This window comes from Actinoplanes teichomyceticus ATCC 31121 (genome assembly GCF_003711105.1).
Taxonomy (GTDB): domain Bacteria; phylum Actinomycetota; class Actinomycetes; order Mycobacteriales; family Micromonosporaceae; genus Actinoplanes; species Actinoplanes teichomyceticus.
The window spans coordinates 3,913,127-3,939,729 of the sequence record NZ_CP023865.1; the positions used below are offsets into that span (position 1 = coordinate 3,913,127).

General features: G+C 72.8%; 29 protein-coding genes. 12 read left to right on the plus strand and 17 right to left on the minus strand.

Going from position 1 to position 26,603, the window contains the following annotated elements:
* The first annotated feature begins 26 nt into the window (after nt 1-26).
* The 5 genes from ACTEI_RS17200 (at nt 27) to ACTEI_RS17220 (ending at nt 4,850) form a co-directional block, all read left to right on the plus strand.
* Nucleotides 27-899: an alpha/beta hydrolase gene (locus tag ACTEI_RS17200; RefSeq protein WP_122978587.1), complete on the plus strand. Its 873-nt coding sequence runs from the start codon at nt 27-29 to the stop codon at nt 897-899.
* Between the two features lie 230 nt (nt 900-1,129).
* Nucleotides 1,130-1,468 (plus strand): hypothetical protein, encoded by a 339-nt coding sequence (locus ACTEI_RS17205; RefSeq protein ID WP_122978588.1) that lies wholly within the window; start codon nt 1,130-1,132, stop codon nt 1,466-1,468.
* Between the two features lie 302 nt (nt 1,469-1,770).
* The gene (locus ACTEI_RS17210) at nt 1,771-3,183 is read left to right on the plus strand and encodes an APC family permease (protein WP_122978589.1); all 1,413 of its coding nucleotides are present in this window, start codon (nt 1,771-1,773) and stop codon (nt 3,181-3,183) included.
* A complete protein-coding gene (locus ACTEI_RS17215; RefSeq protein WP_122978590.1) occupies nt 3,176-4,156 on the plus strand; it encodes an acetamidase/formamidase family protein in 981 nt (326 codons plus the stop codon). The genes ACTEI_RS17210 and ACTEI_RS17215 overlap by 8 nt, the downstream gene beginning before the upstream one ends.
* A gap of 7 nt (nt 4,157-4,163) precedes the next feature.
* Nucleotides 4,164-4,850 carry a GOLPH3/VPS74 family protein gene (locus ACTEI_RS17220; RefSeq protein ID WP_145831055.1) on the plus strand — a complete coding sequence of 229 codons (687 nt, stop codon included), beginning with the start codon at nt 4,164-4,166 and terminating at the stop codon, nt 4,848-4,850.
* Between the two features lie 41 nt (nt 4,851-4,891).
* Here the strand turns inward: ACTEI_RS17220 and uppS are convergent, their stop codons facing one another.
* From uppS to ACTEI_RS17235, 3 genes are all read right to left on the minus strand, one after another.
* Nucleotides 4,892-5,671, minus strand: a complete 780-nt coding sequence (gene uppS, locus ACTEI_RS17225; protein WP_122982217.1) for a polyprenyl diphosphate synthase — start codon at nt 5,669-5,671, stop codon at nt 4,892-4,894.
* A 68-nt stretch (nt 5,672-5,739) separates the two neighbouring features.
* Nucleotides 5,740-6,357 (minus strand): GNAT family N-acetyltransferase, encoded by a 618-nt coding sequence (locus tag ACTEI_RS17230; RefSeq protein ID WP_122978592.1) that lies wholly within the window; start codon nt 6,355-6,357, stop codon nt 5,740-5,742.
* A gap of 159 nt (nt 6,358-6,516) precedes the next feature.
* Nucleotides 6,517-7,383, minus strand: coding sequence for an ATP-grasp domain-containing protein (locus ACTEI_RS17235; RefSeq protein ID WP_122978593.1), 867 nt, complete (start codon nt 7,381-7,383; stop codon nt 6,517-6,519).
* A 404-nt stretch (nt 7,384-7,787) separates the two neighbouring features.
* Here ACTEI_RS17235 and ACTEI_RS17240 point away from each other — a divergent pair, with 404 nt between their 5' ends.
* Nucleotides 7,788-8,603, plus strand: coding sequence for a hypothetical protein (locus tag ACTEI_RS17240; RefSeq protein ID WP_122978594.1), 816 nt, complete (start codon nt 7,788-7,790; stop codon nt 8,601-8,603).
* A 221-nt stretch (nt 8,604-8,824) separates the two neighbouring features.
* Here ACTEI_RS17240 and map read toward each other — a convergent pair whose 3' ends face one another.
* Complete coding sequence (gene map, locus ACTEI_RS17245) at nt 8,825-9,607, minus strand: type I methionyl aminopeptidase (RefSeq protein WP_122978595.1); 783 nt, start codon at nt 9,605-9,607, stop codon at nt 8,825-8,827.
* A gap of 66 nt (nt 9,608-9,673) precedes the next feature.
* Between map and ACTEI_RS17250 the strand changes: the two genes are divergently transcribed.
* Nucleotides 9,674-9,976: a helix-turn-helix domain-containing protein gene (locus tag ACTEI_RS17250; protein ID WP_122978596.1), complete on the plus strand. Its 303-nt coding sequence runs from the start codon at nt 9,674-9,676 to the stop codon at nt 9,974-9,976.
* 9 nt (nt 9,977-9,985) lie between these two features.
* Here ACTEI_RS17250 and rox read toward each other — a convergent pair whose 3' ends face one another.
* The 8 genes from rox to ACTEI_RS17290 form a co-directional block, all read right to left on the minus strand.
* Nucleotides 9,986-11,416: a rifampin monooxygenase gene (rox, locus tag ACTEI_RS17255; RefSeq protein WP_122978597.1), complete on the minus strand. Its 1,431-nt coding sequence runs from the start codon at nt 11,414-11,416 to the stop codon at nt 9,986-9,988.
* Nucleotides 11,417-11,730: 314 nt separating this feature from the next.
* Nucleotides 11,731-11,961 carry a hypothetical protein gene (locus ACTEI_RS37055; protein WP_145831054.1) on the minus strand — a complete coding sequence of 77 codons (231 nt, stop codon included), beginning with the start codon at nt 11,959-11,961 and terminating at the stop codon, nt 11,731-11,733.
* 190 nt (nt 11,962-12,151) lie between these two features.
* Nucleotides 12,152-13,006: a GNAT family N-acetyltransferase gene (locus ACTEI_RS17265; protein WP_122982218.1), complete on the minus strand. Its 855-nt coding sequence runs from the start codon at nt 13,004-13,006 to the stop codon at nt 12,152-12,154.
* 140 nt (nt 13,007-13,146) lie between these two features.
* Nucleotides 13,147-13,623: a hypothetical protein gene (locus tag ACTEI_RS37795; RefSeq protein ID WP_203723659.1), complete on the minus strand. Its 477-nt coding sequence runs from the start codon at nt 13,621-13,623 to the stop codon at nt 13,147-13,149.
* A 19-nt stretch (nt 13,624-13,642) separates the two neighbouring features.
* Nucleotides 13,643-14,125: a DUF1707 SHOCT-like domain-containing protein gene (locus tag ACTEI_RS17275; RefSeq protein ID WP_164465996.1), complete on the minus strand. Its 483-nt coding sequence runs from the start codon at nt 14,123-14,125 to the stop codon at nt 13,643-13,645.
* A 209-nt stretch (nt 14,126-14,334) separates the two neighbouring features.
* The gene (locus ACTEI_RS17280) at nt 14,335-14,832 is read right to left on the minus strand and encodes a hypothetical protein (protein WP_203723658.1); all 498 of its coding nucleotides are present in this window, start codon (nt 14,830-14,832) and stop codon (nt 14,335-14,337) included.
* A 233-nt stretch (nt 14,833-15,065) separates the two neighbouring features.
* Complete coding sequence (locus ACTEI_RS17285; protein WP_122978599.1) at nt 15,066-15,575, minus strand: hypothetical protein; 510 nt, start codon at nt 15,573-15,575, stop codon at nt 15,066-15,068.
* Nucleotides 15,576-15,872: 297 nt separating this feature from the next.
* Nucleotides 15,873-18,143 carry an alpha/beta hydrolase family protein gene (locus ACTEI_RS17290; RefSeq protein WP_145831053.1) on the minus strand — a complete coding sequence of 757 codons (2,271 nt, stop codon included), beginning with the start codon at nt 18,141-18,143 and terminating at the stop codon, nt 15,873-15,875.
* A gap of 230 nt (nt 18,144-18,373) precedes the next feature.
* On the opposite strand from ACTEI_RS17290, the gene ACTEI_RS37800 reads away from it, so the two are divergent.
* Together ACTEI_RS37800 and ACTEI_RS17300 are read left to right on the plus strand one after the other, a co-directional pair.
* On the plus strand, nt 18,374-18,646 hold the full coding sequence (locus ACTEI_RS37800) for a hypothetical protein (protein WP_187645948.1): 273 nt from the start codon (nt 18,374-18,376) through the stop codon (nt 18,644-18,646).
* Nucleotides 18,647-19,522: 876 nt separating this feature from the next.
* Entirely contained in the window at nt 19,523-19,978 is a 456-nt protein-coding gene (locus tag ACTEI_RS17300; RefSeq protein ID WP_145831052.1) for a BP74-related protein, read from the plus strand.
* Nucleotides 19,979-20,326: 348 nt separating this feature from the next.
* Here ACTEI_RS17300 and ACTEI_RS17305 read toward each other — a convergent pair whose 3' ends face one another.
* Nucleotides 20,327-20,695, minus strand: a complete 369-nt coding sequence (locus ACTEI_RS17305; RefSeq protein ID WP_122978602.1) for a hypothetical protein — start codon at nt 20,693-20,695, stop codon at nt 20,327-20,329.
* A gap of 331 nt (nt 20,696-21,026) precedes the next feature.
* Between ACTEI_RS17305 and ACTEI_RS17310 the strand changes: the two genes are divergently transcribed.
* Nucleotides 21,027-22,091, plus strand: coding sequence for a hypothetical protein (locus tag ACTEI_RS17310; protein ID WP_145831051.1), 1,065 nt, complete (start codon nt 21,027-21,029; stop codon nt 22,089-22,091).
* A 222-nt stretch (nt 22,092-22,313) separates the two neighbouring features.
* Here the strand turns inward: ACTEI_RS17310 and ACTEI_RS37060 are convergent, their stop codons facing one another.
* The 4 genes from ACTEI_RS37060 to ACTEI_RS17330 all read right to left on the minus strand — a co-directional run bounded on the left by ACTEI_RS37060 (nt 22,314) and on the right by ACTEI_RS17330 (nt 25,655).
* Nucleotides 22,314-22,517 carry a hypothetical protein gene (locus ACTEI_RS37060; RefSeq protein ID WP_145831050.1) on the minus strand — a complete coding sequence of 68 codons (204 nt, stop codon included), beginning with the start codon at nt 22,515-22,517 and terminating at the stop codon, nt 22,314-22,316.
* Nucleotides 22,518-22,664: 147 nt separating this feature from the next.
* On the minus strand, nt 22,665-23,639 hold the full coding sequence (locus tag ACTEI_RS17315; protein WP_122978604.1) for a hypothetical protein: 975 nt from the start codon (nt 23,637-23,639) through the stop codon (nt 22,665-22,667).
* Nucleotides 23,636-24,118 carry a SigE family RNA polymerase sigma factor gene (locus ACTEI_RS17320; RefSeq protein ID WP_425321053.1) on the minus strand — a complete coding sequence of 161 codons (483 nt, stop codon included), beginning with the start codon at nt 24,116-24,118 and terminating at the stop codon, nt 23,636-23,638. The genes ACTEI_RS17315 and ACTEI_RS17320 overlap by 4 nt, the downstream gene beginning before the upstream one ends.
* 985 nt (nt 24,119-25,103) lie before the next feature.
* Entirely contained in the window at nt 25,104-25,655 is a 552-nt protein-coding gene (locus ACTEI_RS17330) for a TetR/AcrR family transcriptional regulator (protein WP_122978606.1), read from the minus strand.
* A 23-nt stretch (nt 25,656-25,678) separates the two neighbouring features.
* Here ACTEI_RS17330 and ACTEI_RS17335 point away from each other — a divergent pair, with 23 nt between their 5' ends.
* Nucleotides 25,679-26,134 carry an SRPBCC family protein gene (locus tag ACTEI_RS17335; RefSeq protein ID WP_122978607.1) on the plus strand — a complete coding sequence of 152 codons (456 nt, stop codon included), beginning with the start codon at nt 25,679-25,681 and terminating at the stop codon, nt 26,132-26,134.
* 307 nt (nt 26,135-26,441) lie between these two features.
* Nucleotides 26,442-26,603, plus strand: a complete 162-nt coding sequence (locus ACTEI_RS37065; protein WP_164465997.1) for a hypothetical protein — start codon at nt 26,442-26,444, stop codon at nt 26,601-26,603.

The following is a 26,603-nucleotide window of genomic DNA, read 5'->3' on the forward strand; positions in this document are numbered from 1 at the left end:
CCGGGCGGGGTGGCACGGTGGGTGCCGTGTCCAGTTGGCAGATGCACGGCGTGGCCGCTTTCACCCGGCTGGTCTACCGGCGCCGGTTCACCGCGGAGGCCGCCGGCCGGCGCGCCCTCGACCGGCCCAAGGGGCCGTCCGCGCCGCCGCGGGCGCTGACCGGCCGCTTCGACGTCACGGTCTCGGCCACCCAGGGCTTCCCGGTGTACCGGATCAGCCACCGGGCCGGCGACGACCGCCCGGTCCTGGTCTACCTGCACGGCGGCGCCTACACCAGCGAGATCGTCCGGCAGCACTGGTCGCTCGTCGGCTACCTGGCCGACCGGACCGGGTGCGACGTCCACGTGCCGATCTATGGACTGGCGCCGGCGCATCAGGGCCTGGCCGCCCGGGAGTTCGTCACCCGGGTCGTCGCGGGTCTCGGGCGGCCCTGCTACCTGGCCGGCGACTCGGCCGGCGGCGGGCTGGCGCTGCTGGCCGCGCAGGCGTGCCCCGGACAGGTCGCCGGGGTGACGATGCTCGCGCCGTGGCTGGACCTGTCGATGTGCAATCCGGCGATCGCGGCCCTGGAGCCGTACGATCCCTGGCTGGCCCGGCCGGGCCTGCGCCCGATCGCCGACGCCTGGGCCGGCGGGCTGGATCTGAAGGATCCGCGCCTGAGCCCGATCTACGGCGAGCTGTCCGGCCTGCCGCCGCTGCAGATCCTGGTCGGCACCCGGGACATCACCCTCGCCGACTGCCGTGCCCTGCGCGACGCGCTGCCGGCCACGGTGCCGCTGACCTACCACGAGCAGCCCGGGGCCCTGCACGTCTACCCGCTGCTGCCGGTGCCGGAGGCGCGCGCCGGGCGGGAGGCGATCGTCGCGCACCTGACCGCCTCGCTGCGCGGCGCGCCCTGACCCACGCCCCGGGCGGTGCATGTCCCGGCGCGGCGGCTGCGGCGCCGCCGTGACCGAGTGCCTGCCGATACCGCGGTGGAATGCGCTTTTCCGCCGCCGCGGCACCCGGGCGCCGCGCTCGTATTCCGCGCGCGGCGGGCATTCCCCGCCCGGCCCGTTCCGCGCATTGCGCCGGGCTGCGACCCGCCGCGCCGGAACGCCATTTCCCGGGGCGCGGATATGATGCGCGGATGGCAGAAGCGGACGTCCAGAACTCGTTGGCGCAGGTCAGCAAGGCCGCCGAGAGTTATGGCGTCACCGAACAGGACGTGCAGCGGTGGCGTTCCGGCATCGCCGACCGCCCGGCCTGGGCGCAGCGCGCCCACGTCTCCGGCATGCTCGCCCAGCGGCTGGTGATGACCGCGCTGGAGCACCGCCAGGAGTGTTCCGTCCAGGACTGCCGAACCTGCGCGGGCCTGCGGGAGATGCTGACGATCGCGCTGGCCGGGGTGCGCACCGTGGTCGACGACCGGCTGGGGGAGCTGTACCGCCGGCCGGCCCGCTGGCCGTGGCGCCGGCGCAGTCTCTGACCCGTCGTCGCGCCGTTCGGCGGGTATCGGTCGGCGGGAAATCCGGCCGGTGGGGGCTCGCCCGCGAATGACGGCGCTGTGCGCGGCCGGCTGTTTCACATTCGTGAAATCAGCCGGTGACCGCCGGCTGACCTTGCGTGGCCAGCAATCACGGTATTTACTGACGTCGCTTCCACGAATGCCTTGACGTCGATTCCTGGCCGTCGCTACGCCCCGCTCCGGGCCGCCCCGGGCGGTCATTTGTCGTGCCCGCAGCCGGCGCCGCTGCGCTGCCGAATCCCTGGAAGAGGTGTAACTGCCGCATGTCCCTCAACCGTTTCGGATACCAGCAGCAACTGCGGCGTGAACTGCGTATCCGGGACCTGACCGCCTACGGCCTGGTCTTCATGGTGGTGATCGCGCCGTTCGGCATCTTCGGCAGCGTCTTCCAGGCCAGCGGCGGCATGATCGCGCTGGCCTACGTCGTCGGCGCCGCCGCGATGATCGTCACCGCGTCCTCCTACGGCGTCATGGTCGGCAAGTACCCGGTCGCCGGCTCGGTGTACGGCTACGCCGGGCGCGCCGTCTCGCCGGCCGTCGGCTTCCTCACCGGCTGGGCCGTCCTGCTCGACTACGTGTGCATCCCGCTGCTGCTGTCGCTGGTCGCCGGCGCCAGCATGACCTCGATCGTGCCGAGCGTGCCGGTCTGGGCCTGGGTGATCATCTTCGTGGTGGCCAACACCGGGATGAACGTGTTCGGCATCAAGACCACCAAGCTGCTCAACTGGATTTTCCTGGCCGCCGAGCTGGTGGTGCTGCTGATCTTCCTGGGGTACGGCCTGACGGCGCTGGCGCAGGGCAAGGGCCACGGATTCGACCTGGACCCGTTCTACAACGGCACCAGCTTCACCTGGTCGCTGGTGCTCGGCGGGGTCTCCATCGGCATGCTGTCCTACCTCGGCTTCGACGCGCTCGGCCTGCTCGCCGAGGACGCCGCCGACGGCGCCCGCACGGTGCGCCGGGCGATGTACCTGTCGCTGCTCGTGGTGGCCGCCCTCTTCGTCGCCCAGACCTGGGTCGCGGCGTTGCTCGTACCCGACCCGGACGCGCTGATCGCCGACGGCGACCCGGCCGGCTCGGCCTTCTACGACGCCGCCGAGGTCGCCGGCGGGCCCTGGCTGGCCACGCTGACCGCGCTGGCGACCGCGCTGGCCTGGGGCGTGGCCAACAACATGGTCGCCCAGGTCGCCACCAGCCGCCTGCTGATGGCGATGTCGCGCGACCGGCAGCTGCCGGCCTTCCTCTCCCGGGTCTCGCCGGCCCGCTCGGTGCCGACCAACGCGGTGCTCACCACCGCCGCGATCTCCCTCGGCGTCGGCGTGTGGATGGCCAGCCGGGAGGACGGCATCACCCTGATGAGCGCCATGGTCAACTTCGGCGCCATGATCGCGTTCATCGTGCTGCACCTCTGCGTGATCTGGGACTGGGCCCGCACCGGCCGCACCGGCGGCGTCGGCCGCAACGTCGTCGTCCCGGTCCTGGGCGTCGCCATCCTGCTCGCGGTGATCTGGCACGCCAACCTGCTGGCGCAGCGCGTCGGCCTGATCTGGCTGGGTCTCGGCGTGCTGGTGCTGATCCTGCTCACCGCCACCGGCCGCGGACCGGCCCTGCCCGAGGCGCCGGCGCCGGCCGGCGACACCACGACGAGCCGCAAGGCGGTGACCGAGAATGTCTGAGATCCTGGCCGACCCGGGCAACTACGGCTACACGTTCGGCGGCCGCGAGCCGGTCGCCGAGGTCAAACCCGGCATCCCGATCCGGCTGCGCACCCTGGACTGCTTCGGCGGCCGGGTCCGCACCGTCGACGATCTGCCCAGCCGGGTGTGCGAGTTCCCGTACCTCAATCCGGTCACCGGGCCGCTCTTCGTGTCCGGCGCGCGGCCCGGCGACACCCTGGCCGTGCACATCGTGTCGCTGACCCCGGCCGCGCCGGTCGGGATCTCGTCCACCTTCCCGCACTTCGGGGCGCTCACGTCCACCGGCCACACCCGTACCCTGCAGGCCCCGCTCGAGGAGCGGGTCTGGCTCTACGACATCGACCCGGCCGCCGGGACCGTGCGTTACCAGGCCCGGCGCAGCGACTTCGCCGTCGACCTGCCGCTCGCGCCGATGCTCGGCACGGTCGGCGTCGCGCCGGCCGCCGGCGAGGTCCGCCAGAGCATCGTCCCGGACGTGCACGGCGGCAACCTCGACACGCCGCTGCTCGGCCCCGGCGCCACCCTCTACCTCGGCGTCAACGTGCCCGGGGCGCTGCTCGCGCTCGGCGACGGGCACGCCCGCCAGGGCGACGGGGAGGTGTGCGGGGTGGCCGTCGAGGTCGCCATGGACGTCACCGTCGTCGTCGACGTCGTCCCCGGCGTGCCGACCGGCACCCCGCGGCTGGAGACCGACACGCAGCTGATCTCGCTGGGCGCCGCGCGGCCGCTGGAGGACGCGTTCCGGATCAGCCAGGAGGACCTGGTCCGGCACGTCGCCGAGCTGACCGGGCTGGACCTGCTGGACGCCTACCAGCTGGTCTCGCAGACGACGCACGCCCGCGCCGGCAACGTCGTCGACCCGCAGTACGTGATGAGCGCCGGCATCGACAAGCGCTACCTGCCCGGCACGGCCGCCTACGGTGGCGTCCACGACCGGCTGCGGGCCGGCTGAGGCGGTCATGCGACGCCCCGGATACGACCCCACCCTCGTACGGGAGCAGTTCTTCCTCCTCGCCCACGACGAGACCCGGCACATGCGGCCCCGCCTGCACCTGCCGGCCCTGGCCGCCGGCCTGGCCGGCGCGACCGTGATGGATCTGCTCATCGCCGGGCGGGTGGCGGTCGCGTCCGGGGCCGTGCATCCGGACCGGTTCCAGCGCGACCTGACCGGCGACCCGGTCACCGACGACGCCCTGGCCCTGATCCTGCAGGTGGTGCCGGCCCCACCGCTGCCGGAGCTGATCCGCACCGTCGCCCCCGGCGTGTACGAACGCACCGCCGCCGCCCTGATCCACAAAGGCGTGCTCGTGCAGGGGCCGCCGCGGCGCTGGCGGCGCGGCCGCGGCTACGAGATCGCCGACGAGGGCATCGTGGTGCGGATCCGCGCCAAGGCCGGCTACCGCATCGCCGGGCGTGACGCGCCCTCACCCGGCGCCGACTGCCTGTGCGCGCTGGTGGCCGCCCTCGGCCTGCACCGCGCGCTGATGCGCGGCGAACGCGCCGAGGTGGACCCGCTGCTGCAGCGGGTGGTCCGCGAGATGGCCGAGAGTGGCCGGCGCGCCCGCCACCCGGTCGGCGGGGCGCCGGCGGTCGCGGCGGCCGTCCTCGGCGTCGTCCAGGACCTGGCCACCTCGGCGATGACCTGACCCCGGTCACCGCCGCGGCGCCGGAGCGCGCCGCGCCGCGGCTACGCGCCGAAGCGGCGGTGCCGGGCGGCGTACGACCGCAGCGCCCGCAGGAAGTCCACCTTGCGGAAGCCGGGCCAGTACACGTCGCAGAAGTGCAGCTCCGAGTACGCCGCCTGCCACAGCAGGAAGCCCGACATGCGCTGCTCGCCGCTGGTCCGGATCACCAGGTCCGGGTCCGGCTGCCCGTGGGTGTAGAGGTGCTCGGCGATCCGGTCGGCGGTCAGCCGCTGCGCGACGTCGTCCAGGCTGTGCCCGGCCCGCGCCTCGCTCTCCAGCAGCGAGCGCACCGCCTCGACGATCTCGTCCCGGCCGTCGTAGCCGATCGCGATGGTGACGTGGAACTGCGCGCCGTTGTCCCGGGTGGCCTCCTCGGCCAGCTTCAGGGCGTGCCGGGTCGAGTCCGGCAGGACGTCCGGGCGCCCGGCCAGGTGCACCTGCCAGCGGCACGGCGGGCGGCTCAGGCGTGCCGCCACCACCTGCTCGATCATCCGCAGCAGGTTGTCCACCTCGTCGGCGTCCCGCTTGGCCAGGTTGTCCACCGACGCCACGAACACCGTCACGTGCCGGATCCCGGCCTCCAGGCACCAGCCGAGCACCTCCTCCAGGTGCTCGGCGCCGTAGCGGTGACCGATCCGCGGATCGTCGAACCCCATCTGCCGCGCCCAGCGGCGGTTGCCGTCCATCACCATCGCGACGTGCCGGGGCAGGGTGGCGCCGGCCAGACGGGCGCGCAGGCGGCGGGCGTAGAGCGCGTAGGCGGCGGCCTTGACGGACCTCATCATGGCTTCCGATCACACCACCGCCGGCGGCGTCACGTCCCGGCCATCACGAGATCTCCACGAAACCGTCACCACGTGCCGCGCCGGGCCTCCCACATCGCGCGGGTCATCTCGTACTCCACCTCGCCGGCCTGCGACCCCGGCAGCGGATAGTCCCAGAACTGGTGGAAGGTTCGTACGTACCGCATCCCGATCCGTTCCATCACGCCGCGCGACGCGATGTTCACCGCCATGGCCTGCGCGATCACCCGGCTCTGCCCGACCGTGTCGAACGCGTGCCGCAGCAGCATCCGCGACGCCTCCGCGGCCAGTCCCTGCCGCCAGTAGCGGCGGTGCAGCCGGTAGCCCAGCTCGGCGACCGTGGGATCGTCGGGCAGGTGCTCGCCGTGCGCCGGCGGCAGCATCATCAGCCCGACGAACTCGCCCTCGGCCTCGGTGTCCGGCCCCGACGACCCGGGCCGGCCGCCGTGCGAGCCGAACGCCATCCAGTACCCCAGCCCGTCCACCTTGGCGGCCAGCGCCATCCGCTCGGCGTGCGAGGACACCACCTCGTCGCGGGTCCGGGCCCGGCCCCAGATGTACTTGAGCACCTCGGCGTCGGCATCCAGCTCGACCTCGAGTTCGAAGTGCCGGTCGGCCAGCGGCACCAGCAGGAGCCGCTCGGTGCGCAGCGTCGGTTGCCCCATGTCGCCACCCAAACACAGGCCCCGTCCCGGCGCGATCACATTTCCCGGCGCCGGTCCGGCCGCCGTGATGCGGTGACCCGCCATCCGGACCGGCCCGGGCGGGCCGTACCGGCCGACGGGACGTGCTCGCGATCGGGGAGTGACCGCCCGGGCGCTGCGCTAGACCGCGGACTCCTCGCCGGGGCCGGTGCCCAACGCCGTGATCAACTGCTCCGGCCCGGTGCTCCGCGGACGGTCGCTGACCTGGCCGTCGCCGATCTCGACCAGGCGCCAGCGGCCGTCGTCGCGGCGGGCCAGGTCGGCGGTGGCGAACGGCAGGTCCAGCGCGTGCAGCACCGGCGCCAGGAAACCGGGGTCGAGGTCGGCGGGCGGCAGCTGCGCCGGGGTGTCCGGGTGCGCGGTCACCAGCCGGCAGACGCCGCCGACCCACCACGTCCGCGCCTCGGCGCCGGTGAACCGCTCGAACCGGCGCAGCACGAACCCGCCGGTGAACTCGTCGTCACGCAACTGGCGGAACCGGCTCGCCACCCGCCAGGCGTGCTCGTGGTCCGCGACGTCGGGCAGGTACGCCGCCTCGTGCCAGTGGTGCTTCATCGACTTGGTGTAGTCGCGCAGCACCGCGGCGCCGTCGCCGAGCCGGGCGCACGCCGCGAGGAAGTCGTCACGGCCGTCGCCGGTGGTCCACACCGACGCCGGGGTGTGGGCCTCGGCCGCCGCGTACCAGCCGGGCAGCTCGTGCGCCCGCCGGTATCGGGCGGCGTCGGTGCGCAGGGTCACCCCGCGGCGGGCGAGCGCCTGTGCCAGCGCCTCGTACCGCTCGGCGCGCACCATCCAGCCGCGGTAGACCGCGTCGTCGCCGGCCGGCACCCGGGCCACCGCCGCATCGCCCGGCCCGCCGCGGACCAGCGCGTCGTGGTCGATCACCGCGACGTCGATGCCGGCCGCGCGGGCCGCCTGCACCTCGCCGGCGAAGTGCTCGTCGGGCCGGCGTGGCCGTACCACGTCCCCGGGAACCAGCACCATCATGCGTCGATGATCGCCCACCGCCCGGGGCCCGCCGCGACCGGGTGGTCGCGCCGGGCGGGCCCGCGCACCCGGTGGCTGACTCTGCGTGACGTCGCCCGTCACGCGTGCGGTCGGCCCGCCGCGGTTCGACCGGCGCGGCCCGTGCTGCCGGGCGATGCCGCTGGCCGCGCCCTACCGCGGGACGCGGTGTAACGCTGTGTGACTTAGCTCGTCTTGACGCAGCGTAGTTTCTGACCCATGCTCTGAAGGTCCGATTCGCGCGTTAAGCCTGATCAGTACCATCCAGCTTCGCTGGAGTGGGTCACCGCGCGTGATGACGGCGTAGCCATTTCCGCCACTGCGTGGTGTGGCCCGTCACCAACGGCGACCCCGGCCAGGCCGGCACCAGGCGAAGGAGTGCCCCCATGACCTACGCTCTCGACGACGACACCCTGCGCGTACGCTGCGCGACCGCGCTGGGCGAGCACCCGTCGGCGAACCGGTTCGTCGCGATGGCCGTCGGCCCGGACGACCCGATGGCCGACGTGGCGCGCACCGTCGAGCGCGTGGTGTTCGAGGCGTCCTTCGGGCTGGACGAGACGGTGATGAACGCCGAGTACGGCCCGTACGAGCAGCAGAGCATCTTCTTCCTGGTGCTGGACCGCGAGACCGGCCTGCCCGCCGGCGCCGGCCGGGCGATCGACGGCGGCGGCAAGACGCTGGACGACGCGCCGGAGCTGATCGGGCGCGAGCTGTCCGAGATCGTGCGGGTGCACGGGATGCACGAGGGGCGGATCTGGGACTACGCGACGCTGGCGGTGCTGCCCGAGTACCGCGCGCACCGGTCCAGCCTGACCGTCAGCGGGATGCTCTACCGTACGTTCATCAACGCGGGTCGCCGGGCCGGCGTCCGCCACGTCGTCTGCATGCTGGACCAGGGCGCCTACCGGAACCTGACCATGCTGGGCTGCCGGTTCGTCCCGATGGCCGGGTCCGAGCCGTTCGAGTACCTGGGGTCCGCCGCCAACCGTGCGCTCTACATCGCCCTCGACGACATCGCGCGCTCGATGGCCGACGAGGCGCACCGGCTGAGCCTGCCGGAGGTCCCGGACGCCAGCGGCCGCCGCCGCCCGGCCCTGCGCCGGATCACCGCCCGGCTGGCCGCCCAGGTCTCCTCCGGCGACGACCTCGACCCGCACATCGTCCTGCCCGGACTGGAGCGCCGTCGTCGTCCCCGCTGACCGCCCGTCCCCGGTGCCGGCTCCCCGGCGCCGCGCCCGGGCCGGTGGGCCCGGCGCCGCGCCCGGGCCGGTGGGCCCGGCGCCGTGGCTCGGGCCGGCGGGCCGGGCTCCGCTGCCTCAGGCGCGGGTCGCGGCGACGCGCCGGGCTGCGGCGAGCGCGCCCGGTCGCGGTCTCACGGGCGCGCCCGGTCGCGGTCTCGCGAGCGCGCCCGGCCGGGCTTTCACTGGCGCGCCGGGGCCGGCAGGGTGAGGATCTCGGCCCCGTCGTCGGTGATGGCGATGGTGTGCTCGCTGTGCGCGGTCCGGCAGCCGGTGGCGCTGCGCAGCGTCCACCCGTCGGCGTCGGTGACCAGCTCGGCGGTGTCGGCCATGATCCACGGCTCCAGTGCCAGCAGCAGGCCGGGGCGCAGGCGGTATCCGCGGCCGGGCCGTCCGGCGTTGGCCACGTGCGGGTCCTGGTGCATCGTCGACCCGACCCCGTGGCCGCCGAACTGGGTGTTGATCGAATATCCGGCCGCGCTGAGCACCGAGCCGATGGCGTGCGAGATGTCGCCGACCCGGACGCCCGGTCCGGCGGCGGCGATCCCGGCCTGCAGCGCGCGTTCGGTGGCGTCGATCAGCGCGAGGCTCTCCGGCTGCGCCGAGTCGCCGACGACGAAGCTGATCGCCGAGTCGGCGACGACCCCGGCCAGGCAGACGGCGAGGTCGAGGGAGAGCAGATCACCGTCGGCGAGCGCGTAGTCGTACGGCCGCCCGTGCAGCACGGCGTCGTTGACCGACGTGCAGATGTAGTGGCCGAACGGCCCGCGCCCGAAGGACGGCTCGTAGTCGACGTAGCAGGACTCCGCGCCGGCCTCGAGGATCATGGCCTTGGCCCACCGGTCGATGTCCAGCAGGTTCGTGCCGACCGTGCTGCGGCTCTTCAGGGTCTGCAGGATGTCGGCGACCAGGGCGCCGGTGTCCCGGGCGCGGGGCAGGTCGGTGGGGTCCAGGATCTCGATCATGTGGCGCCTTCCTCGCGCGACCCAATAACTATCCCGGCCATACTATCCCGGTATTAGAATCGGGTCATGGTCAGGTTGCCGCTCACCCCCGAGGACGTCGAGCGCGGGCAGCGCCTCGGCGCCCTGCTGCGCCGCGCCCGGGGGGACCGCTCGATGCTCGACACCGCGCTGGACGCCGGCGTCTCGCCGGAGACCCTGCGGAAGATCGAGTCCGGCCGGGTGGCCACCCCGGCCTTCCCGACCATCGCGGCGATCGCCGACGTGCTGGGCCTGTCCCTCGACGCGGTGTGGGCGGAGATCAACCAGCCGGACCGTGGCGCGGTGCCGGCCGGCTTCGGTCGCGCGGCACGCGCGCGGCTCGCCTCGTAGCGCGGTCGGTCAGCGCGAGGTCACCGGCGCGCCGAACCAGCGGGGCAGGTGGTCGAGCAGCTCCCGCTGGTCGTCGCCGACCCAGGCGACGTGGCCGTCCGGCCGCAGCAGGGCCGCCGGCACGTCCGGCCCCGCCCCGCCGGCGGCGACGTGGTCCACCCGGTCCGCCCAGCCGGCCACCGACAGCCGGCCGGTGCGGTCCAGCAGCAGGCCGCGGCCGCCGCGCATCAGCTCGTACAGCCGGCCGCGGCCCAGCGGCACGTCCGCCATCCGGCGGCCGAGCAGCTCGTGGCCATCGCCGAGCTCGTAGCGCACCGCGATCGCCGTGATCTTCTCCATCAGGTGGCGGTTGACCTCCTCGAAGTCCATCAGCTCGGACAGCAGGCGGCGCATCGCCCGCGCCCCCGGCTCCGGGGACATCAGCGTGGCCTGGGCCCGGGTGGTGTCCAGCACGTCGGCCGCCACCGGACGCCGCTCGGCCTGGTAGCTGTCCAGCAGCCCGTCCGGCGCCCAGCCGGCGATCTCGGCGGCCAGCTTCCAGCCCAGGTTGAACGCGTCCTGGATGCCGAGATTGAGCCCCTGCCCGCCCATCGGCGGGTGCACGTGCGCGGCGTCGCCGGCCAGCAGCACCCGGCCGACCCGGTAGCGCTCGGCCAGCCGGGTCGCGTCGCCGAACCGGGACAGCCAGCGCGGCGAGTGCGCGCCGAAGTCGGTACCGGCGGTCGCCCGCATCTGCCGGGTGAACTCGGCCAGCGTCGGCGGGGTGCGGTCCCCGGTCACCCCGGCCGCCGGCGTGATCACCCGGTACAGCCCGTCCCCGATCGGTCCGGCGCCGAACAGCAGCTGGGTCCGGCGCACCTCGGCGGTCACCGCGGCCACCTCCTCCGGCGGCGCGGTCAGCCGCATCTCGCCCAGCAGCGTCTCCCATCGGGCCGGCTCGCCGGGGAAGCCGACGCCGAGCAGCTTGCGGACCGTGCTGCGGCCGCCGTCGCAACCGACCAGATGACGTGCGCGCAGCCGGGTGCCGTCGGCCAGCTCCGCGCTCACCCCGTCCGCGTCCTGGCTCAGCCCGGTCAGCTCACAGCCGCGCCGCAGCTCGGCGCCGGCCCGCACGGCGTGCTCGGCCAGCAGCCGCTCGGTGACCGGTTGCGGGATGCCCAGGATGTAGCCGTGCGCGGTGTCCATCCCGGCCGGCCACGGCTTGGTGATCCCGGCGAAGTACCCGCCGATCATGTGCCGCGTGCCGAGCGCCAGGAACCGGTCCAGCAGGCCCCGCTGATCCATCACCTCGATGCTGCGCACGTGCAGGCCCAGCGCCCGCACGTGCGGCGCCGGCTCGGCCTCCCTCTCCAGCACCACCACGTGCACACCGTGCAGCCGCAGCTCACCGGCCAGCATCAACCCGGCCGGCCCACCGCCGACCACGATCACATCGATCATGAGGCCCCCTCCCTCGCGTCCTGTTCCCGCGGGTGGCAGCGATTCTTCGCCTCGACCGGGGCCTTGCCGCAAGCCCCCGGCCCGGCGATATGGTGAGGGTGGCGGGGGCGCCCTGCGCTCGCCCCCGCGCTGCCGTCCGGGCCGGCCGCCCGCGCCGAGCAAGTCGAATGCCGCGCGGGACGCCGCCGGCAAGGCACGACGCCGGGTCGCCGCCGAGCTGATCGCCGACCTCGAGAGGATCTACCAACGCTCCGAACAGGCCGATAAGGAGCTCAAGGACCTGGTCGCCGCTACCGGCACCACGCTGATGGCATTCAGGTGAGGGAAGTTGTTCGGCGGTGCGAAGATCGCTTGGTGTAGATCCTGGCCGACCTTGCCCGCGGACATGGCGAAGGCCGCACAAAGTCGATATCGCCAACGCCCGGTCCGTTCACCTCAGGCTGATGAACGCCAACCAAGCTGCCGGTGCTGCGGTGGAAGTTGATTCCGTGCACCAGCGCTGAGGTGTTGTTGCCGACGCCGACGACCCTCGCCTTTTCGATCACTGCACGAGGTTACCGGCGTACGCCTGTCAGCGGGTATGCCGCCGCGGGCAAGCAGCCGGGGGCAGGCGCATTGCTTTCGGCACGAGAGTGGCCGACAATCGCGGATCCGTACGCTGCGGGACGGCCGCCCGGAGCGCCGCGCACGACCGGCGGCATGTGGGTGGGTTTCCCACGAATCACCCACAAAAACTCAACCCAGTTCCAGTGTCGTGACGGCGTAGATCCCATGCTGATCAATCTGCGGGGCACCGCCGGTGTACATCCGGGCCGTGTCCCAGCCGGCTTCAAGCCCGACCCGCTCCGCGAGCTCGACCGCCGCGGTGTTGTGCGCCGGTACGTCAATCATCACCGGCGGCGCCTCCCCAGGACGACCGACCGTGCTCAGGGCCGCCAGCAGCGACTCGGCGACCTCGGGTGAGTCAGCGAACACCGGGCCGATCCGGTCCACATTCCCGGCCGGGCGCCGCACCGCGAACCCCACCACGCTCCCGTTCCGCCGGGCTGCCACCGCTTGCCGCCCCGGCGTCGTGATCCAGAGCGCGAGAAACGCATCCCGCTCCGCCGGGAAGAACCGTCGGTCGAAGGCGGCCAGCTCGGCGAACCCGATGCTGCGGGCATCCACCGTCTCAACTCCGGCCGCGCGGCGCGCACCAACCAACAGGCCCTGATAGCGGGTCGTCCTCCAGGCTGGGCGAAAGCCCGATTTACGGTAGTTGGCCTGCTGCGCCACGACCCCGTCGAGGCCGATGTTGCGCCCGGCCAGTCGTTCCATCCCGGCCTGCCAGGTACGCAGTCCGTATCCCTGTCCCCGATGGCCCGGCACCGTGATGTACAGCCCGATGAATCCGTGGCCCCTCCCGTAGCGAACCGCCGAGATCGAGCTGATCGGCTGGCCATTCAGCTGCCCGATCAGGAAGCCGTGGGGATCGGTGGGGAAGAAAACCTCGTCGTCGCCCGCGCCCGGCTGCCATCCCTCGGCAGCCGCCCATTTCGCGATCAATCGCATCTCCTCGACGCTGGCCACCGAGATACTGAATCCTGCCATCTCCACATCTTATCGACGGTATGTCGGATTTATCCATGACTGCTTCAGGGCTGCGAGACCTGGGCGCAGGGATGTTGCACTGGCATCACGGGGATAGCTCTTGACGCACTCTCGTCGGCACGACCGCGTGTTGATGCCGGCTACCTTCCGGAGGCCATGAAGGCGGCGAGGATGTAGTTGGGGTGGCGGTCGAGGTTCTTGCGGGCGCGGTCGTAGCGGATGGTGGTGCGGGGGCCGGCGTCACGTTCGTCGACGGCGCGGTCGATCGTTCGGGCCACCGCTGGCGGTAGTGGCACGAGGGCGACCGTGCCACCTTTGCCGCGGACCTTGAGTACGCGGTGGCCGTGTTCCTCGCCGAGGTCGGCGATGTTGGCGCCGCAAGCTTGCCGCGCGTGACGGCGCCTAGTATCCGGGTGGCGGGCGGCAGTGCCCTGTCGTGAGGTTCTCCCCGAGCGATGACTTCTGCCCGGCACCTCGTCGTCTCCTACTGCCGCCGCCCATCGCACTCGCGGCGGCAGATGCGGACGTTCTCGTCGGAAGGTCGTGCCCCAATCCCGCCCATGCCCGAGATCGCCACCGCGGCGCTGGTTCGTGAAGGTCGAGTCCTGCTCGTCCACTGGACTGCATACGAGTACTTCATTGCGAGGTTGGCGGATCGCTCTCAGGCCCGCGCCGGATCGGTCGGGCGCGCAGCTGCTCGACGTACGCCATCACCACAGGGACTGCTACCGGCACCGCGAGCACCCACCACGATTCATAGACGTAGCCCAGAACGATGGCCACCGGCAGACCGAGCCCCAATGTCAAGCATCCGGCCAACACGGTCGGCGGCATTGGTGGCGCGCTATCGCTGTCTGCTGGGTTGACCGCCTGGACGACCGGTGGCGGAAGTTGTGGGTGCGGGGCAGGCAGATCCGCGAAGATCCGTAGCAGCTCGGACTGGGTACGGGCCCGATCGCAGGCCTCCGCGCGACGTTCGTACTCGCTGGTGTTCAGTCGTCGGGCCGTCATGTGCGTTTCCAGCGCTTCCAGCGCCCTCTGCCGCTCGGGTGTACCGATGAGCAGCTCGAAAGCGCCGTCCGAGTCGCTGTTCCGGCCGTCCCTGTCGTCGCTGCTCATAGCTGGCAGCGTAGTGACCGCTTCTCGCGACGCCGAAGCGACTGATCCTCGAGACCAGGCGCTTGTCGGAGCTCCCACGCGTGCGGGAGCGAATGCGGATGCGCACGGATCGACAAAGCGCGGCATCCGCTCATCGGCACGAGCGGGCGTCAGCCGGCCCTCGCCAGCCGTAACGCCGTGTAGTGAGCAGATCGTGGCACGAGAGTGCGTCAGGCGACGTCTTCGAAGGCATATTCTCCCGGACGCCAGCACATCCAGCTCCCGTCCTTGAAGCCGGTTAACAGAGCGATCTCAGGTCCGGTCAAATGGTCGATGTCGGGGTGCAATCGGACCGCACCTCCCTCGAACTCGATCCGGATGCCTTGGCCAGTTCTTTCTGTTGTCGCGACAACATGGCCTGAGATGAGTTCCCGTAACGCGTCGGCCCAGCCGACCTGCCCAGGAGCTATCGAACCCGTCGGCAGTTCCACGACGGGTAGCACATCGCAATTGAGAACAGGCATGTCCGCTGTTGGCCCATCGAAACGCAGTTGGACGTAGTCCATGACGAACTCGATTGAGTAGAGGCGGAAGCCGACGAGACGACTCAACAGCTCATTGGGCACATATGAAGTTCGTTCTGGCGACACACGGCCATAGTGCCAGAAGAAACTACCAACGAACGACCTCGATTCGGCAGATCCGGACGCCGCCGGGTCGATCAACATGACCGACTGTAGTCGACCGTTGCTGCGCCGGCTCGGCCGTCAGCTCGCGGCTCCACCGCAGATGTCGATAGCTGCTGTGCACTCGGAGCCGTACGCCGACACGGGGTGTCGAACCGGCGGCGGTTCAGCGGGCGACGCTCGGCCGGCCGGAAGCGTGCGGCCGGCCGAGCGGGTCAGCGGTCAGGCCGTGAACGCCAGGCGACCTCCGCGCGCCTCGGCGGCCGGCGCGCCGGTCAGCAGTAGCCGGACGGGCACTCGCCGCTGGCCAGCAGCTCGTACTGCTTGCAGCGCGGGCAGATGGGCCGGTCCGGGCGGGCCGCGGGCCGGGTGCTCCTCGTGGTCGCCTTGGGCGCCGCCGCGGCGCGCGGGGCCCGCGGGGCCTTGGCCGGTCCGCCCGACTTGCGCAGCTCGACGGCCTGCACGGCGGCCGCCAGCACCGCGTCGTAGCTGGCGTCGATCAGGTGCCCCTCGACCGACACGAACGGCACCGGGTCGTCCGGATCCTTCACCGTCGCGCCGACGATCGAGGCCGCCACCTCGTCGGCCTGGTTACGCGCCACGGCGATGTCGACGCCACCGGGATGGATGTGCACCGCGACGGTGCGCCCGCCCTGCGGCCGCACCTGCAGGCTGCGCCCGGCCGGCTTCACGTCGACGGAGGCACGACCCCGGAGCTCCAACAGCAGCCTCGCCACCGACGGCGCCGCGCCGACCCCGTCGGACTCCGTACCGTGCACGTCCATTCGACCCTCCGTTCCCCTGACGGCCCGGCGCCCCGGCGCCGGGGCGCCGGCCGCGCGATTCAGCCGTCGATGGGAGCCTACTCGGCCTCTATATCGCGGGGGCGGGGGCTGGCCTGTCTCGGCCGTCGGCCTCGGTGCCAGTCGTTCCCGGCGCGCTGTCCAGGGCCTTTCCCGGTCCGTGCGCCGGGCGGCCCGGCCGGGCACTGCTCAACGAGAGCAAGCACCTCCGGCGTACGCCGTCCGGCTGCCGGGGGCGGGCACGGCCGCGTTCGGGTGTCGCCGCCGGCACTCACGAGGTCATGCCGGAGAGCGAGCCGGTCCCCGGATGAAGGGCTCCGGCACATCGACGGGACGGGTGGCGAGCGCCTCGTCGATGCGGGTCCACATGGCCTCGTCGGACCAGTAGCCGGTGTGGCGGCGCATCGGTGGCATCGGCTCCCCCGCGATGTACCAGGAGGTCGCCGGATCCGGCAGCACGACGTCAGCCCCCGGGCAGCCGACCGGCCCGCCGATGTAGTCGGTCCGGTAGGAGAAGTTGAGCCACGGGTTGCGTACCCGGTCACACAGGGTCCGGTTGATGTAGGCGGGGAACCCCCAGCCGTAGAGGGTGGTCAGCGGGGAGCCGAAGGTGACCAGCACGGTGTCCGGGTCGGGCTGCTGGGCCAGCGTCGCCGCCGCCAGCACGCTGCCCTGGCTGTGCCCGACGAGCACCACCCGTGCGCCGGTGTCGCGCAGGAACCGGATGCGGCGCTGCAGGTCGGGGACGGCTCGCTCGGCATAGCAGGGCGGGGCGAACGGGTGATAGGCCCGCGGCCAGAACGTGCCGACGTCCCACAGCACACCCAGCCACCGGCGGGCGCCGGGACGCCGCCAGCCCCACCGCAGCAGGAGCACCCCGGCGCACGGGATCACCACGGCGAACGAGACGGCGAGATCGTCGGCGAACGTCGCGACACCCCGGCCCCGGCTCAGCAAGCCCAGCCGGTAGAGGGCGGGCAGCAGCAGGACGACCACCACGATGCCGGCCGCCAGGTAGCGGGCATCGGCGGGGAAGGTGGCCAGCTTCCGGGCCTGGGCGATGGAGCGGACCCAGCGCAGCGCCCGTCGTCGGAAGTGCGCGGACATGCCCGGTTGTGGGAGGGCGCTGCGGCGCCACACGTCCCAGGGAGGCTGTGGCGGTGGGTCGGCGCCGGCCCGCCCGGCGTACTCGGCCACGATCGGCGCCGTGTTCCCGCCGCGACCGGCGGCCACCCATCGCATCGACTCGACCAGCAGGAACACGATCGTCACCGCGGCGGGGGCCAGGGTGAGCCACGGGGTCACCGCCAGCAGGAAAGGAAACATGGCCAGTTCGCCGGCGCGCACGGAGCCCTCGATCTCCCACCGCACCGAGCCGAGCGCCTTGCCGACGGCGATCACGCAGCCCAGCCCGACGACGTTGATGCTCACGATGCTCAGGACCGCGACCATGAACGGTGCCGCCAGCCACTTCCGGTCCACCGGGGCACCGGTGTCCACGCCGCGCCGCAGGCCGAGCAACCGCAGCAGCGCGATCAGCGGCACCAGCAGCACCCACGCGACGGCCAGCACGAGGATCAGGGCGAAGGTGGCCTTCACGGCGAGCAACATGCCGTCCAGGTGACCCGTCACCGGGTCGATCCGCGCCCCGGTCCACACGCGGAACGCGACCCAGCCGGCCGTCAGGCCCGCCGCTACGGTCAAGGGGAGGAGCAGCCAGTCACCGGCCGCCTCCACGGCGGTCAGCCCGATCGCGATGGCCAGCACCGCGGCGGGCGGCCCGGCCGTGACCGGGTCGAACCGTCCGCCCGCGCCGACGTGGGCCAGCAGCAGACCGAGCCACGCCACGCCGGCGCCCAGGTGCAGCCGGGCGAGCCGCCGGACCGTGGCCTGACTGTCGTAGAACCGCGGATGGGTGACTCCGTCCGGCAGCGCGGCCGCGCTGCGCCGCATCGGTGTCCGGGCCGGCGCACCGACCGGCGTGACGTCCTCGTAGCGGCTGCGCGTCCGCCGGGTCAGCAGGGCGATCACCAGCAGGTCGGCCAGCACCAGGCCGGCGCCGACGACGACCCGGCGGCCGTCACCCAGACCGTCGAGCGGCGCATGGAGCATCCGCTTGATCCACGGTGACCCGTCGGGCAGGTCACGGCCGCAGAACTGGTACGCCCAGACGTCCATGGCGACCATCGCGGCGGTCAGGAGCAGGTTGAGGGTGACCGCCAGCGCGGCCAGCCGGCCGCATGCCCGGTGCACCGCGAACATCCACCGGTCCCGGCGGATCCGGGCCGAGCAGGTCCAGCCCGCGACGTTGGCCAGCATGAACGGGAAGAGCAGCAGCCACAGGACGCGGGAGCTGCTGCGTGAGGTCATGCCGCCCCAGCAGTACGCTTCCACGCTGCGGCCCCGGCGTGGGGCGTCGGCGGCGTAGAAGCCCGCGATCCGGTCGCCCCACACCTGCCGGTGATCCGTGGTGCCCAGCAGCGCGCTCGGAGACGTGCCACCCACGCCGTGTACACGCAGTTCGACCGTCGGGCGACGGATCTCAGCCACAAATAACACTTTATGCGGACATGCTGCCGCACAGGCAGCCGCGCCCGCGTTTTCGCGATCATGGGGAGTTCTGGGACGGTGTGCCGGACGGATCCGCGAGTGCTGGGCGTCGATGACTTCGCGCTGCGGCGCGGGCATGTCTACGCCACCAGGACGTTGCCGGATTCCGCCGCTTCCTGCGCGAGCACGCCACCAGCGGCCCCGACGAGGAGCTGCTCGCGGCGAAGGTGATGGGCCGGTGGCGCAGCGGCGCCGCCCTCGCGCTGGCCCCCGAGCGTGATGACCCGGCACTGGGCGCCGACCGCGGCCGCAACAACGCGTTCGGATTCGGCGACGACCCGAACGGGTTCACCACCCCGGGCGGCTGCCACATCCGCCGTGCCAACCCCCGGGGCTCCGCCGTGGCCGGTGAGCCCCGGCTGCACCGCATGATCCGCCGTGGCACCGCGTACGGGCCGCTGCTGGCCGATGGTGTGCTCGACGACGCGCCGACCGCGGGTTGATGTTCGCGTTCGTCGGCGCCCACCTGGGCCGGCAGTTGGAGTGCGCGCAGACGCAGTGGCGCAACGACGGCGTGTTCTTCGGCGCCCGGGCCCACCCGCGATCCGATCGCCGCCACCGGCGAAGGCCCCCACGACTACACCATTCCCCGCCGGCGGGTCCGCCGGAAGCTGTCGAGCGTGCGCGGTTCGTCACCACCCGCGGCGGCGAGTACGCGTTCCTGCCCAGCCTCAGCGCCCCGCGCTGGCCGTCACTATGCGTGACGAGTCCACCGAAACGGAGCCAGAGCCCATCCTGGCTCTGGCTCCCTTGTGGTGGACTCGTGACGTGGCGTGTCGATCCAACTGGCGCGCGGTGGTCAGGTGAGAAGCCGATGCGCCCAGTAGACCTGGCTGTCGGGGCCTGCGCTGATCAGTACGATCATCAGATCGCTGACTGCGGCGGGGCGGTGGCAACCGCAGCGCGGGGTGGGGTTTCCGGGCGTGCTTGATGCAGCACGGTTCGGAATGTGACCGGTGACGCGTCCAGCGACGACGTGATGAACGTGCCGGCACCCCCATACGATCGGTCGGGCTGGCGGGTGTCGGAGCCGTGTCCGCCGCAGACAGATGGCGCGCGGTCGACGGAGGACGCCGGTCCGGCCGGGCGGTGCCACCGATGATGCGGACCGGGGCGCCGCAGGTTTCTGGTGTCGTGGGTTGCGGCGCGGCGCTCGGCGGACCGGGTGCAGTCCCGAACAATCCAAGGTCATCAACCTTACCAACCTTCGAAGGTACTGCCCCCCAGGGGGTATCGCATCCACAATCGACGGTGCCTGGTTGGGTGGAACGCGGGTCACAAGCCCGTTTCATGTCTCGACCACACGAAGGATGAGGACCATGCGTACCACTGTCAGGGCCGTTCTGGCGGCAATGGCCATCACCGCGGGGCTGGCCGCTTCCGCCACGCCTGCCGCCGCCGCGCCGGTCGAACCGCGGGAGGGCTACGTCGCCACCATCGAAGTCCTCCGGGGCCCGCCCGAGCCCGGCGAAGAGGTCATTCCCAACGAGAAGTTCCGTGTTCAGCTCATCGAGCGCCAGGACATCAAGGACGCGTTCGAAGTCCTGCGCAGTGCGAACTTCACGAAGCACATCAACGGCGAGATCGTGCGTACCCCGTCGCGGTACAACCCCGGCTACACCTGGCACCTCAACCCGTACAACGTCGCGTTCTACGAGAGGAGCATGGAGGTGTGCGACGGCCAGCCCTCCTTCGTCACCGCGGACTGGTGGAACGAACCGCGCTTCTGCCCCTGGCACGGCAAGGTCGTGAAGATGGAGCGCGTGAGCCGCTGACGCGACGCCGATAGCACCCTGCTCCGGTGGGCCGAATCCCGGTGGGGGCTCGGCCCACCGTCGTATGCCAGCCGGTACGAAGGCCGACAGCCCTTCGAGCCGATGGCCGGCCGGGGTGCGGCCGTCGGCCAGTGCCGGGACAGTTGCCCGTAGCCGGTCGGGCTGCCGTGCGGGCGGACCCGTGACGGGCCCGAACTGGTCGACCGCGAGCACCCGCTGCGGGACATGGCTGCTCATGTGGTCGATACGAGCCAGCTTGGCGTCCTCGGCGTGTCCGCTGACCGGATCCGCATGGCGGCGGGGAAGGCCGGACCGGCCTTCCCCGCCGCCCTTGCCCGCCGGGCGCCGCTACGGTGCCAGGACGACCGAGTTGTACGGGGTGTAGTTGTAGTCGCCGTACGTGCCGGCGGGCTGGATCCCCTGGCAGCCGGTGCCGTTGTATCCGGTGCAGTTGCGCGCGATCGCGCCGCCGGTCTGGTTGTTGAAGAACCGCTTGACGCCGAACTGGCCGCTCAGGTTGTGCGCGCCGTAGGTGTAGAACTTCAGTGACGGCTGGCCGTTGTTCCAGCCGGCATTCGGGTAGATGCACACGTAGCCGGACGGGCACCCCTGATAGGCGGCCGCGGCGTGCGCCGCCGTGGCGCCCGGCAGCAGTGCTCCCGCCGCGGCCACGGCCGCGACCGTCAGCGTGCCGGCGGTCCTCCTGATGATGTGCATGTCAGCCTCCGGGTGTCGGTGGACGCGCCGCGCGCAGCCGCGCGGCGCGTCGGGTGGGATGGCCGGATGTCGCGCCGCCGGTGAAGGGGCGTCGCCCCGTCCCGGCGGCGGCCATGTCGATGCTGTGCCCGGTAGCGGGATCGCGACAACCGTCATCTGTCCCCCGGGGCCGGTCAGCTGTCTGTCGCCGACAGCAGGAGCGGCGCCCCGACACGTCGGAGGGGGCCGTCATGCGGGTGCTGTCTCCCCGCCGGTTGCCGGGGCATCACGCAGGTCGGATCCGGTAAGAGCTGCCCTTTATAGTGGAGTTAGTCGATGTATGGGGGATGCGTTGAACGAGCCGCTAGACCCGTGGTGGCGGGACGTGCACCATGCGGCACAGCTGCTCGCCTCGGCGCTCGGCGCCGCGGTGACCCGTGCCGGCCGGGACGGCGTCTACACGCCGCCACCGGGTTCCCCGCCGGGGCGCCGCCGCCGGCGGCCGGCATCGCTGCGGCACCTCGCCGAGATCATCCACACCCACCGGATGGCCCCCGGCCTCTCCGTCGACAAGGACATCGTCGCCGCTGTGCTGGCCGGTAACCTGCGCTACATCACCGATCCGACGGCCGTGGTCGCGGTGGCCCGGGCGGCACACCACATCGGCGGGATGCCCTTCGGCCCCGACGACGCGCGGCGTCTGACGGTCGCGTGCGAACACATCGCCACGCTCGTCGCCGCAGCGCAGGATGCCGACCGCCGGGCGTTCGGCCGAGTGCCGGCCGTCCCGCCCGGCGAGCCCCTCGTCACGCAGACTCCGCACGCCGAGCCGGACGCGGCGGCGCCGGTCCTGGACGCCTACTTCACCACCCGCCGTCCCGTCCGCCGCTGGTCCATGATCGCCGCCATCGCCGCGCTGGTCCTGCTCGCTGGGGGGACGGCGGTCGTGGCGGCGTACCACACCGGCGCCGCCGATTCCGCCGGCCCGGCGGCGAACCCGAGCTCCAGGGCGATCGTCGACAACGACTGCCGGCTCGGCGCCGCCAGCAACGACATCATCATGGATGCCATGACGGTGTTCGAGGACAACGCCGCCACCCGGCTCGACCCCACCCTCGACTTCGACGAGATGAACGGCTCGGCCCGCTACGCCCGCCACGACGGCCGCACCTACTACTGGGGCCGCGCCGGCTCCGACGACGAGAACCCGCGGTCCGGCGGCGCCCGGATCCGGTGGAAGACCTCGGACGGCCCGTGGCGCAGCTGCGCCACCCCGCTCGCCGTCACCGAACGCGGCTACGTGCACACCCCTGCCGTCGCCACCACGATCGGTGGCCGGGCCGTCACCATCCAGGTCTGCCTCTGGCGTGACACCCCGCCCCGGGAGAACTGCCTGGACGAGATCTCCACCGGCTGACCGGGTCGGACGGAGGCGGTGCCGGCCCGCCGCTGCCGCCACCCCGTCCGGCATCCCCTCGCGCGGCGCCCACCCGGTCCGCCCGGTTCGGCGGACGCGGAGAACGCCGGCGCCGACGCGGCGCCGCGGGCTCCGGGGGCCACCGGCGCCCGCGGGTGTGACCGGCCCCCTCGCCACGGACGACACACCGGCGTAGCGGCCGGACCCCGCCCGGGACGTTCGTCAGGAGGCCGGCGGATAGGCGTTGCGCACCAGCTCGGTGAAGGCCCCCGGGAACCACTCGCCACGCCAGGCCATCTGGCCTCCCGGCCCTGCGGGCTGCCCCGGATCTCCCGGATCACCCGGTGGCAGGGCGCCCCGCCGCCACCGGACCTCGGCGGCGACCCGGAGGGCCGGCTCACCCTGCGCTTCATGGACGGTTCGCACCTGTCCGTGATCGCTCCCGCGATGCAGGCCGTCCCGTTCGCGCAGGCGGCACGCCACCGGTGAGGGGCGCCGGGCCGGACCCGCGACCTGGCGTCGACCGGCACGCCGGGAGTCGGCCCGCGGCCCCGACGACCCCGCACCGGCGGGCTACCGGCGGGCCGGGCGGATGCCCGCCGCCAGCCGGACCACCTCGTCGTGGCGCAGCCGGATCTGCCGCGGATCCCAGTTGACGGTGATCTGGCTGTCGCCACCCCACTCGACGACGAGGCCGGCCGCGTCCGGCTCGTAGGCAACCCGGCGGCCGTCGACGGTCCACGACTCTGTGGCGGAGGCCGGATCGAACCCGGCGTCGTCGGTGAGGTCGAAGCACAGCCCGTCGGGTCGCCGCTCGGCCGCGGCGATCCGTGGCGGGGCCAGACACAGCACGGTGTCCGACCAGGTCTGCGGGACCAGCCCGGCGGGGACGAACGGCAGCGTGTACGGCACCGGCTCGCGGGCGGCGATGTGGCCGCCGGCCAGGCCGCGGGCGAAGCGCAGCACGTCCGCGTCGGAGCGTTCGCCCCAGCTGAGCACCGACACCCAGCGGCCGTCGGCGAGCCTCCACCGTACGCCGGCGAAGCGCTCGCCCGCGTCCGCGCCGTCGTAGGTCTGCGCCACGTGCACCTCGGCGTCGCGGCCGTGGACCCGGGCGGTGTAGACGCGTTCCGCCTCGGTCTCCCAGTCGGCCTGCAGCGGCCCGACCTCGGTGGCGAGCACGGAGCCGTCGGCGTTGCGGTACTCCAGGCGCCGGTTCGGGCCCATCTGCGCCACGAAGGGATAGGTGTCGAGGCCGGGCGGCATCCAGGTCGGGCGCAGCGGGAAGACCGGCGTGGGCCAGCCGGGTGCCGCGGATGTGGTGGTCGTGGCCGGCACGGCGGGCCGCGGGTCCGTACGCTGGTGCCGCAGCACCGGAGCCGCGGCGCCGGCCGCGATCACGGCGACCACCGCGCCGACCGCCACGACCCGGCGTCGCCGCCGGTCGCGGTGCACTGCGGCGGCGACGGTGGCCCACAGCTCGGGCTGCGGCGCCGGCACGGCGGCCCGATCCCGCAACGTGGTACGCAGTTCCTCTTCCAGGGTCATCGCCGGGCTCCCGTGACGGTCGCGGACAGGGTGGAGGTCATGTCGTCGCGCAGCCGGGCCAGCCCACGGGTGGCGTGCACCCGTACGGTGCTCGGCGCGCACCGCAGGACCTCCGCGATCTGCCGGTCGTCGAGGTCCTCGTAGTAGCGCAGCACCAGCACCGCGCGCTGGGCCCGGGTCAGCCCGGCCAGCCGCGACCACAGCTCGTCGCGGTCGGCCTGCCGGTCGGCGAAGTCGGCGCCGGCCGGACGGTCGTCACCGACCGTGGCGGGGCGTTCGGTGTTGGAGCGCCGGCGCAGCCAGGACACGTGCGAGCGCACCAGTGCGGTGCGCAGGTACCGGTCGGGGTGCTCGGTCTCGATCTTCGACCATCTGCGGTACGCCTTGACCAGCACCTCCTGGACCAGGTCCTCGCCCAGATGCCGGTCGCCGCAGAGCACGTACGCGAAGCGGCGCAGGGCGTCGCCGCGCGCTCGCACGTATTCCTCGAATCCGCCGTGCACTCATGTCCCCCCGCCGTCGGTGTGCCGCTCACCCCCAAGGACGCGGTTCGCGCCCCGATCTGCTTACCGCCCGGGCCGTGCAGCGCCGGCGCGAGGCCGGCCGCCGCGGGGTCACCGCTGATCGTGGTGCCGGTGACCTCGACGAACCGCCGCCACGGGGCGCCGAGCCGGTCCACCCTCGTGCGCCGGATCGTCACGGCATTTCTCACGAAGTCGTCAGCGGCGCCGCACGGCAGCGTCGCCGGGTCCGGCCGCAGCTCGTCGCGGGTGACGCGGAGGCCGTCGAGAAACGGCTCGCGGCCCTGCCGCCGCCGCAGCTGCCCGTGAACGGCGCGCACCTGGCGAGGGTCCGGAAGCGCGCTGGTGACCGCGACGAAGTCGATGTCACTGACACCGGCCCCGGTGGTCGCCAACGCGATCGACCCTTGCAGGTACAAGCCCTACACCCTCCGTGACACAGCGATACACCAGCTCGGCCGACCGGGGATGAGGGCAGTGGACCGAGGCGTGGGTTGGCTGACCCCACGCCTGACACACGTGGAGCATCCTGTACGCAGCGTGATGGCGCATCGGGCACCGGCACGCGCGTCGCGGATGCGGATGCGGTTCTCGCTCGATCTTGTCAGCCTCGGCTCGGAGCCGTTCTGCGTGCTTGTCCCAGTCCGGTCGAAGGAGTGGAGATCTGCCGCAGCTTCCCGCCGCAGATCAGCGTCGTTCGGCCGTTGATCTCGCGGGCCAGCGCCAGCGCCGCCTCGAACTGCGGCCTGACCCGCATCCGGTCGGAGACCTTCTCGGAGAAGATCTTGTCGCGGGGGATGCCGTGCGCGGCGAGCGCGTCCGGCTGTGACTGGAGTTCCTGGGATCAGGGTGCTGCACCGGGCGTACCCGATCCGGATGTCGGCGGCCCTGCCGGACCGCTGGCTCGGCCGCCCGGAGGTGCGGACCGGGATCGAGCCGCCGGTCAGGCGCCGGGTGCCTCCTGGCCGGTCATGAGCTCGACGAACAGATGGTGGGCCGCGTCCACCTCGGCCGGATCCTCGCCCGCGAGCAGGTCGACCAGCAGCCCTCGGGTGACCGCGACGCCGAGCCGCAACGCTGCCCGGTCCGTCGCGATGCCGAGCCGCTCGCCCGCCCGCTCGGCGTCGTCGAGCCAGCTCGCGGTAAGCCCGGCCGGCAGCGGGGCCACCCCGCGTGCCGCGAGCGCGAACACCTCGAAGAACAGTCGCACGAACGGCCGGATCCCGGGATCCGAGACGGCCCGCCAGATGCCGGTCATCAGCTCGGCCGGGTCGGCCGCGGTCTCGGCCAGCGCGGTCATCATCGCCCGCTGCCGCTGCTCCATCGCGCTGACCACAGCGGTGAGCAGGCCCTCCCGGGAGCCGAAGTGGAACAGCAGCATCCGGTGGCTGGTCCCGGCGGCGGCCGCGATCTCCCGCAAGCTGCGGTCGGCGAGCCCGTCGCGGGCGGCGACATCGAGGATCCGGTTGAGCAGCGCGGCACGCGCATCAGACATGTACCAGATGGTACAGTCGCGGTATGGGCTACGCGGAGAGCACCCTGATCGACGCGCCGGTCGAGCTGATCTGGCGGCTGACCACCCACATCGACGACTGGCCGGTCTTCCTGCCGACCGTGCAGCGGCTGGAACGGCTCGACGCGGGCGAGCTGCGGGTCGGCAGCGCCGCCCGGATCAAGCAGCCCGGTCAGCTCAGCGCGGTCTGGACGGTGACCCGCCTCGACCCGGAGCGCGAGTTCACCTGGGAGACGCTCCGGCCGGGCCTGCGGCTCACCGGCCGCCACCTGCTGGAGGCGGCCGGGGCGGGCACCCGGATGACGCTCGTCCTGGAGACGTCCGGCCGGGCAGCCGGCGTGATCTCCGCCCTGCTCGGCGGCATGATGCGTTCGTCGCTGCGCCAGGAGGCGGCCGGTTTCGCGCGCCGGGCCGCCACCGTCCGCCAGTCCGGAGCGCAGGACGCGCGGGACCATCCGTAGGGTGGCCGGGCGGCCCTTTCGTTCGTCGCGGGGCGCCTGCCATCGCGCCTGGGGTTCGCTGTCGGCCCGCTGGCGTTCGTGACCGCCGCGTTCGAGCGCGGCCCGCCAGCGTCGTTCCTGGGCTCGGGCGTCCGAGGTGCCCGGCGCGTCGACGGCGGTGGCCAAGGCAGCCCGGACCTGAGCGCCGGCCTGCCTGAACCTCCTCGCCCCGGGCGACAGTGTCGTGACCTGCACCGTTTCCGTCTAAATCAGCGGCCTGACCTGCGACGATGCAAGCTTCGAAGAGTGACGGCGAAAGGAGCGGGTCATGACCACGCAGGAGCGGACCTCGGACGAGGACGACGACGATGGCCAGCGAGTCGGCGAGTCGGCGGCGCCGCAGGCCACCGGGGAGTGGGGCAGCACCCTCGACGACGACCTTCCGCCGGTTGTGCCGGACGCGGAAGTCGAGGTGCCGGAGACGCCATGA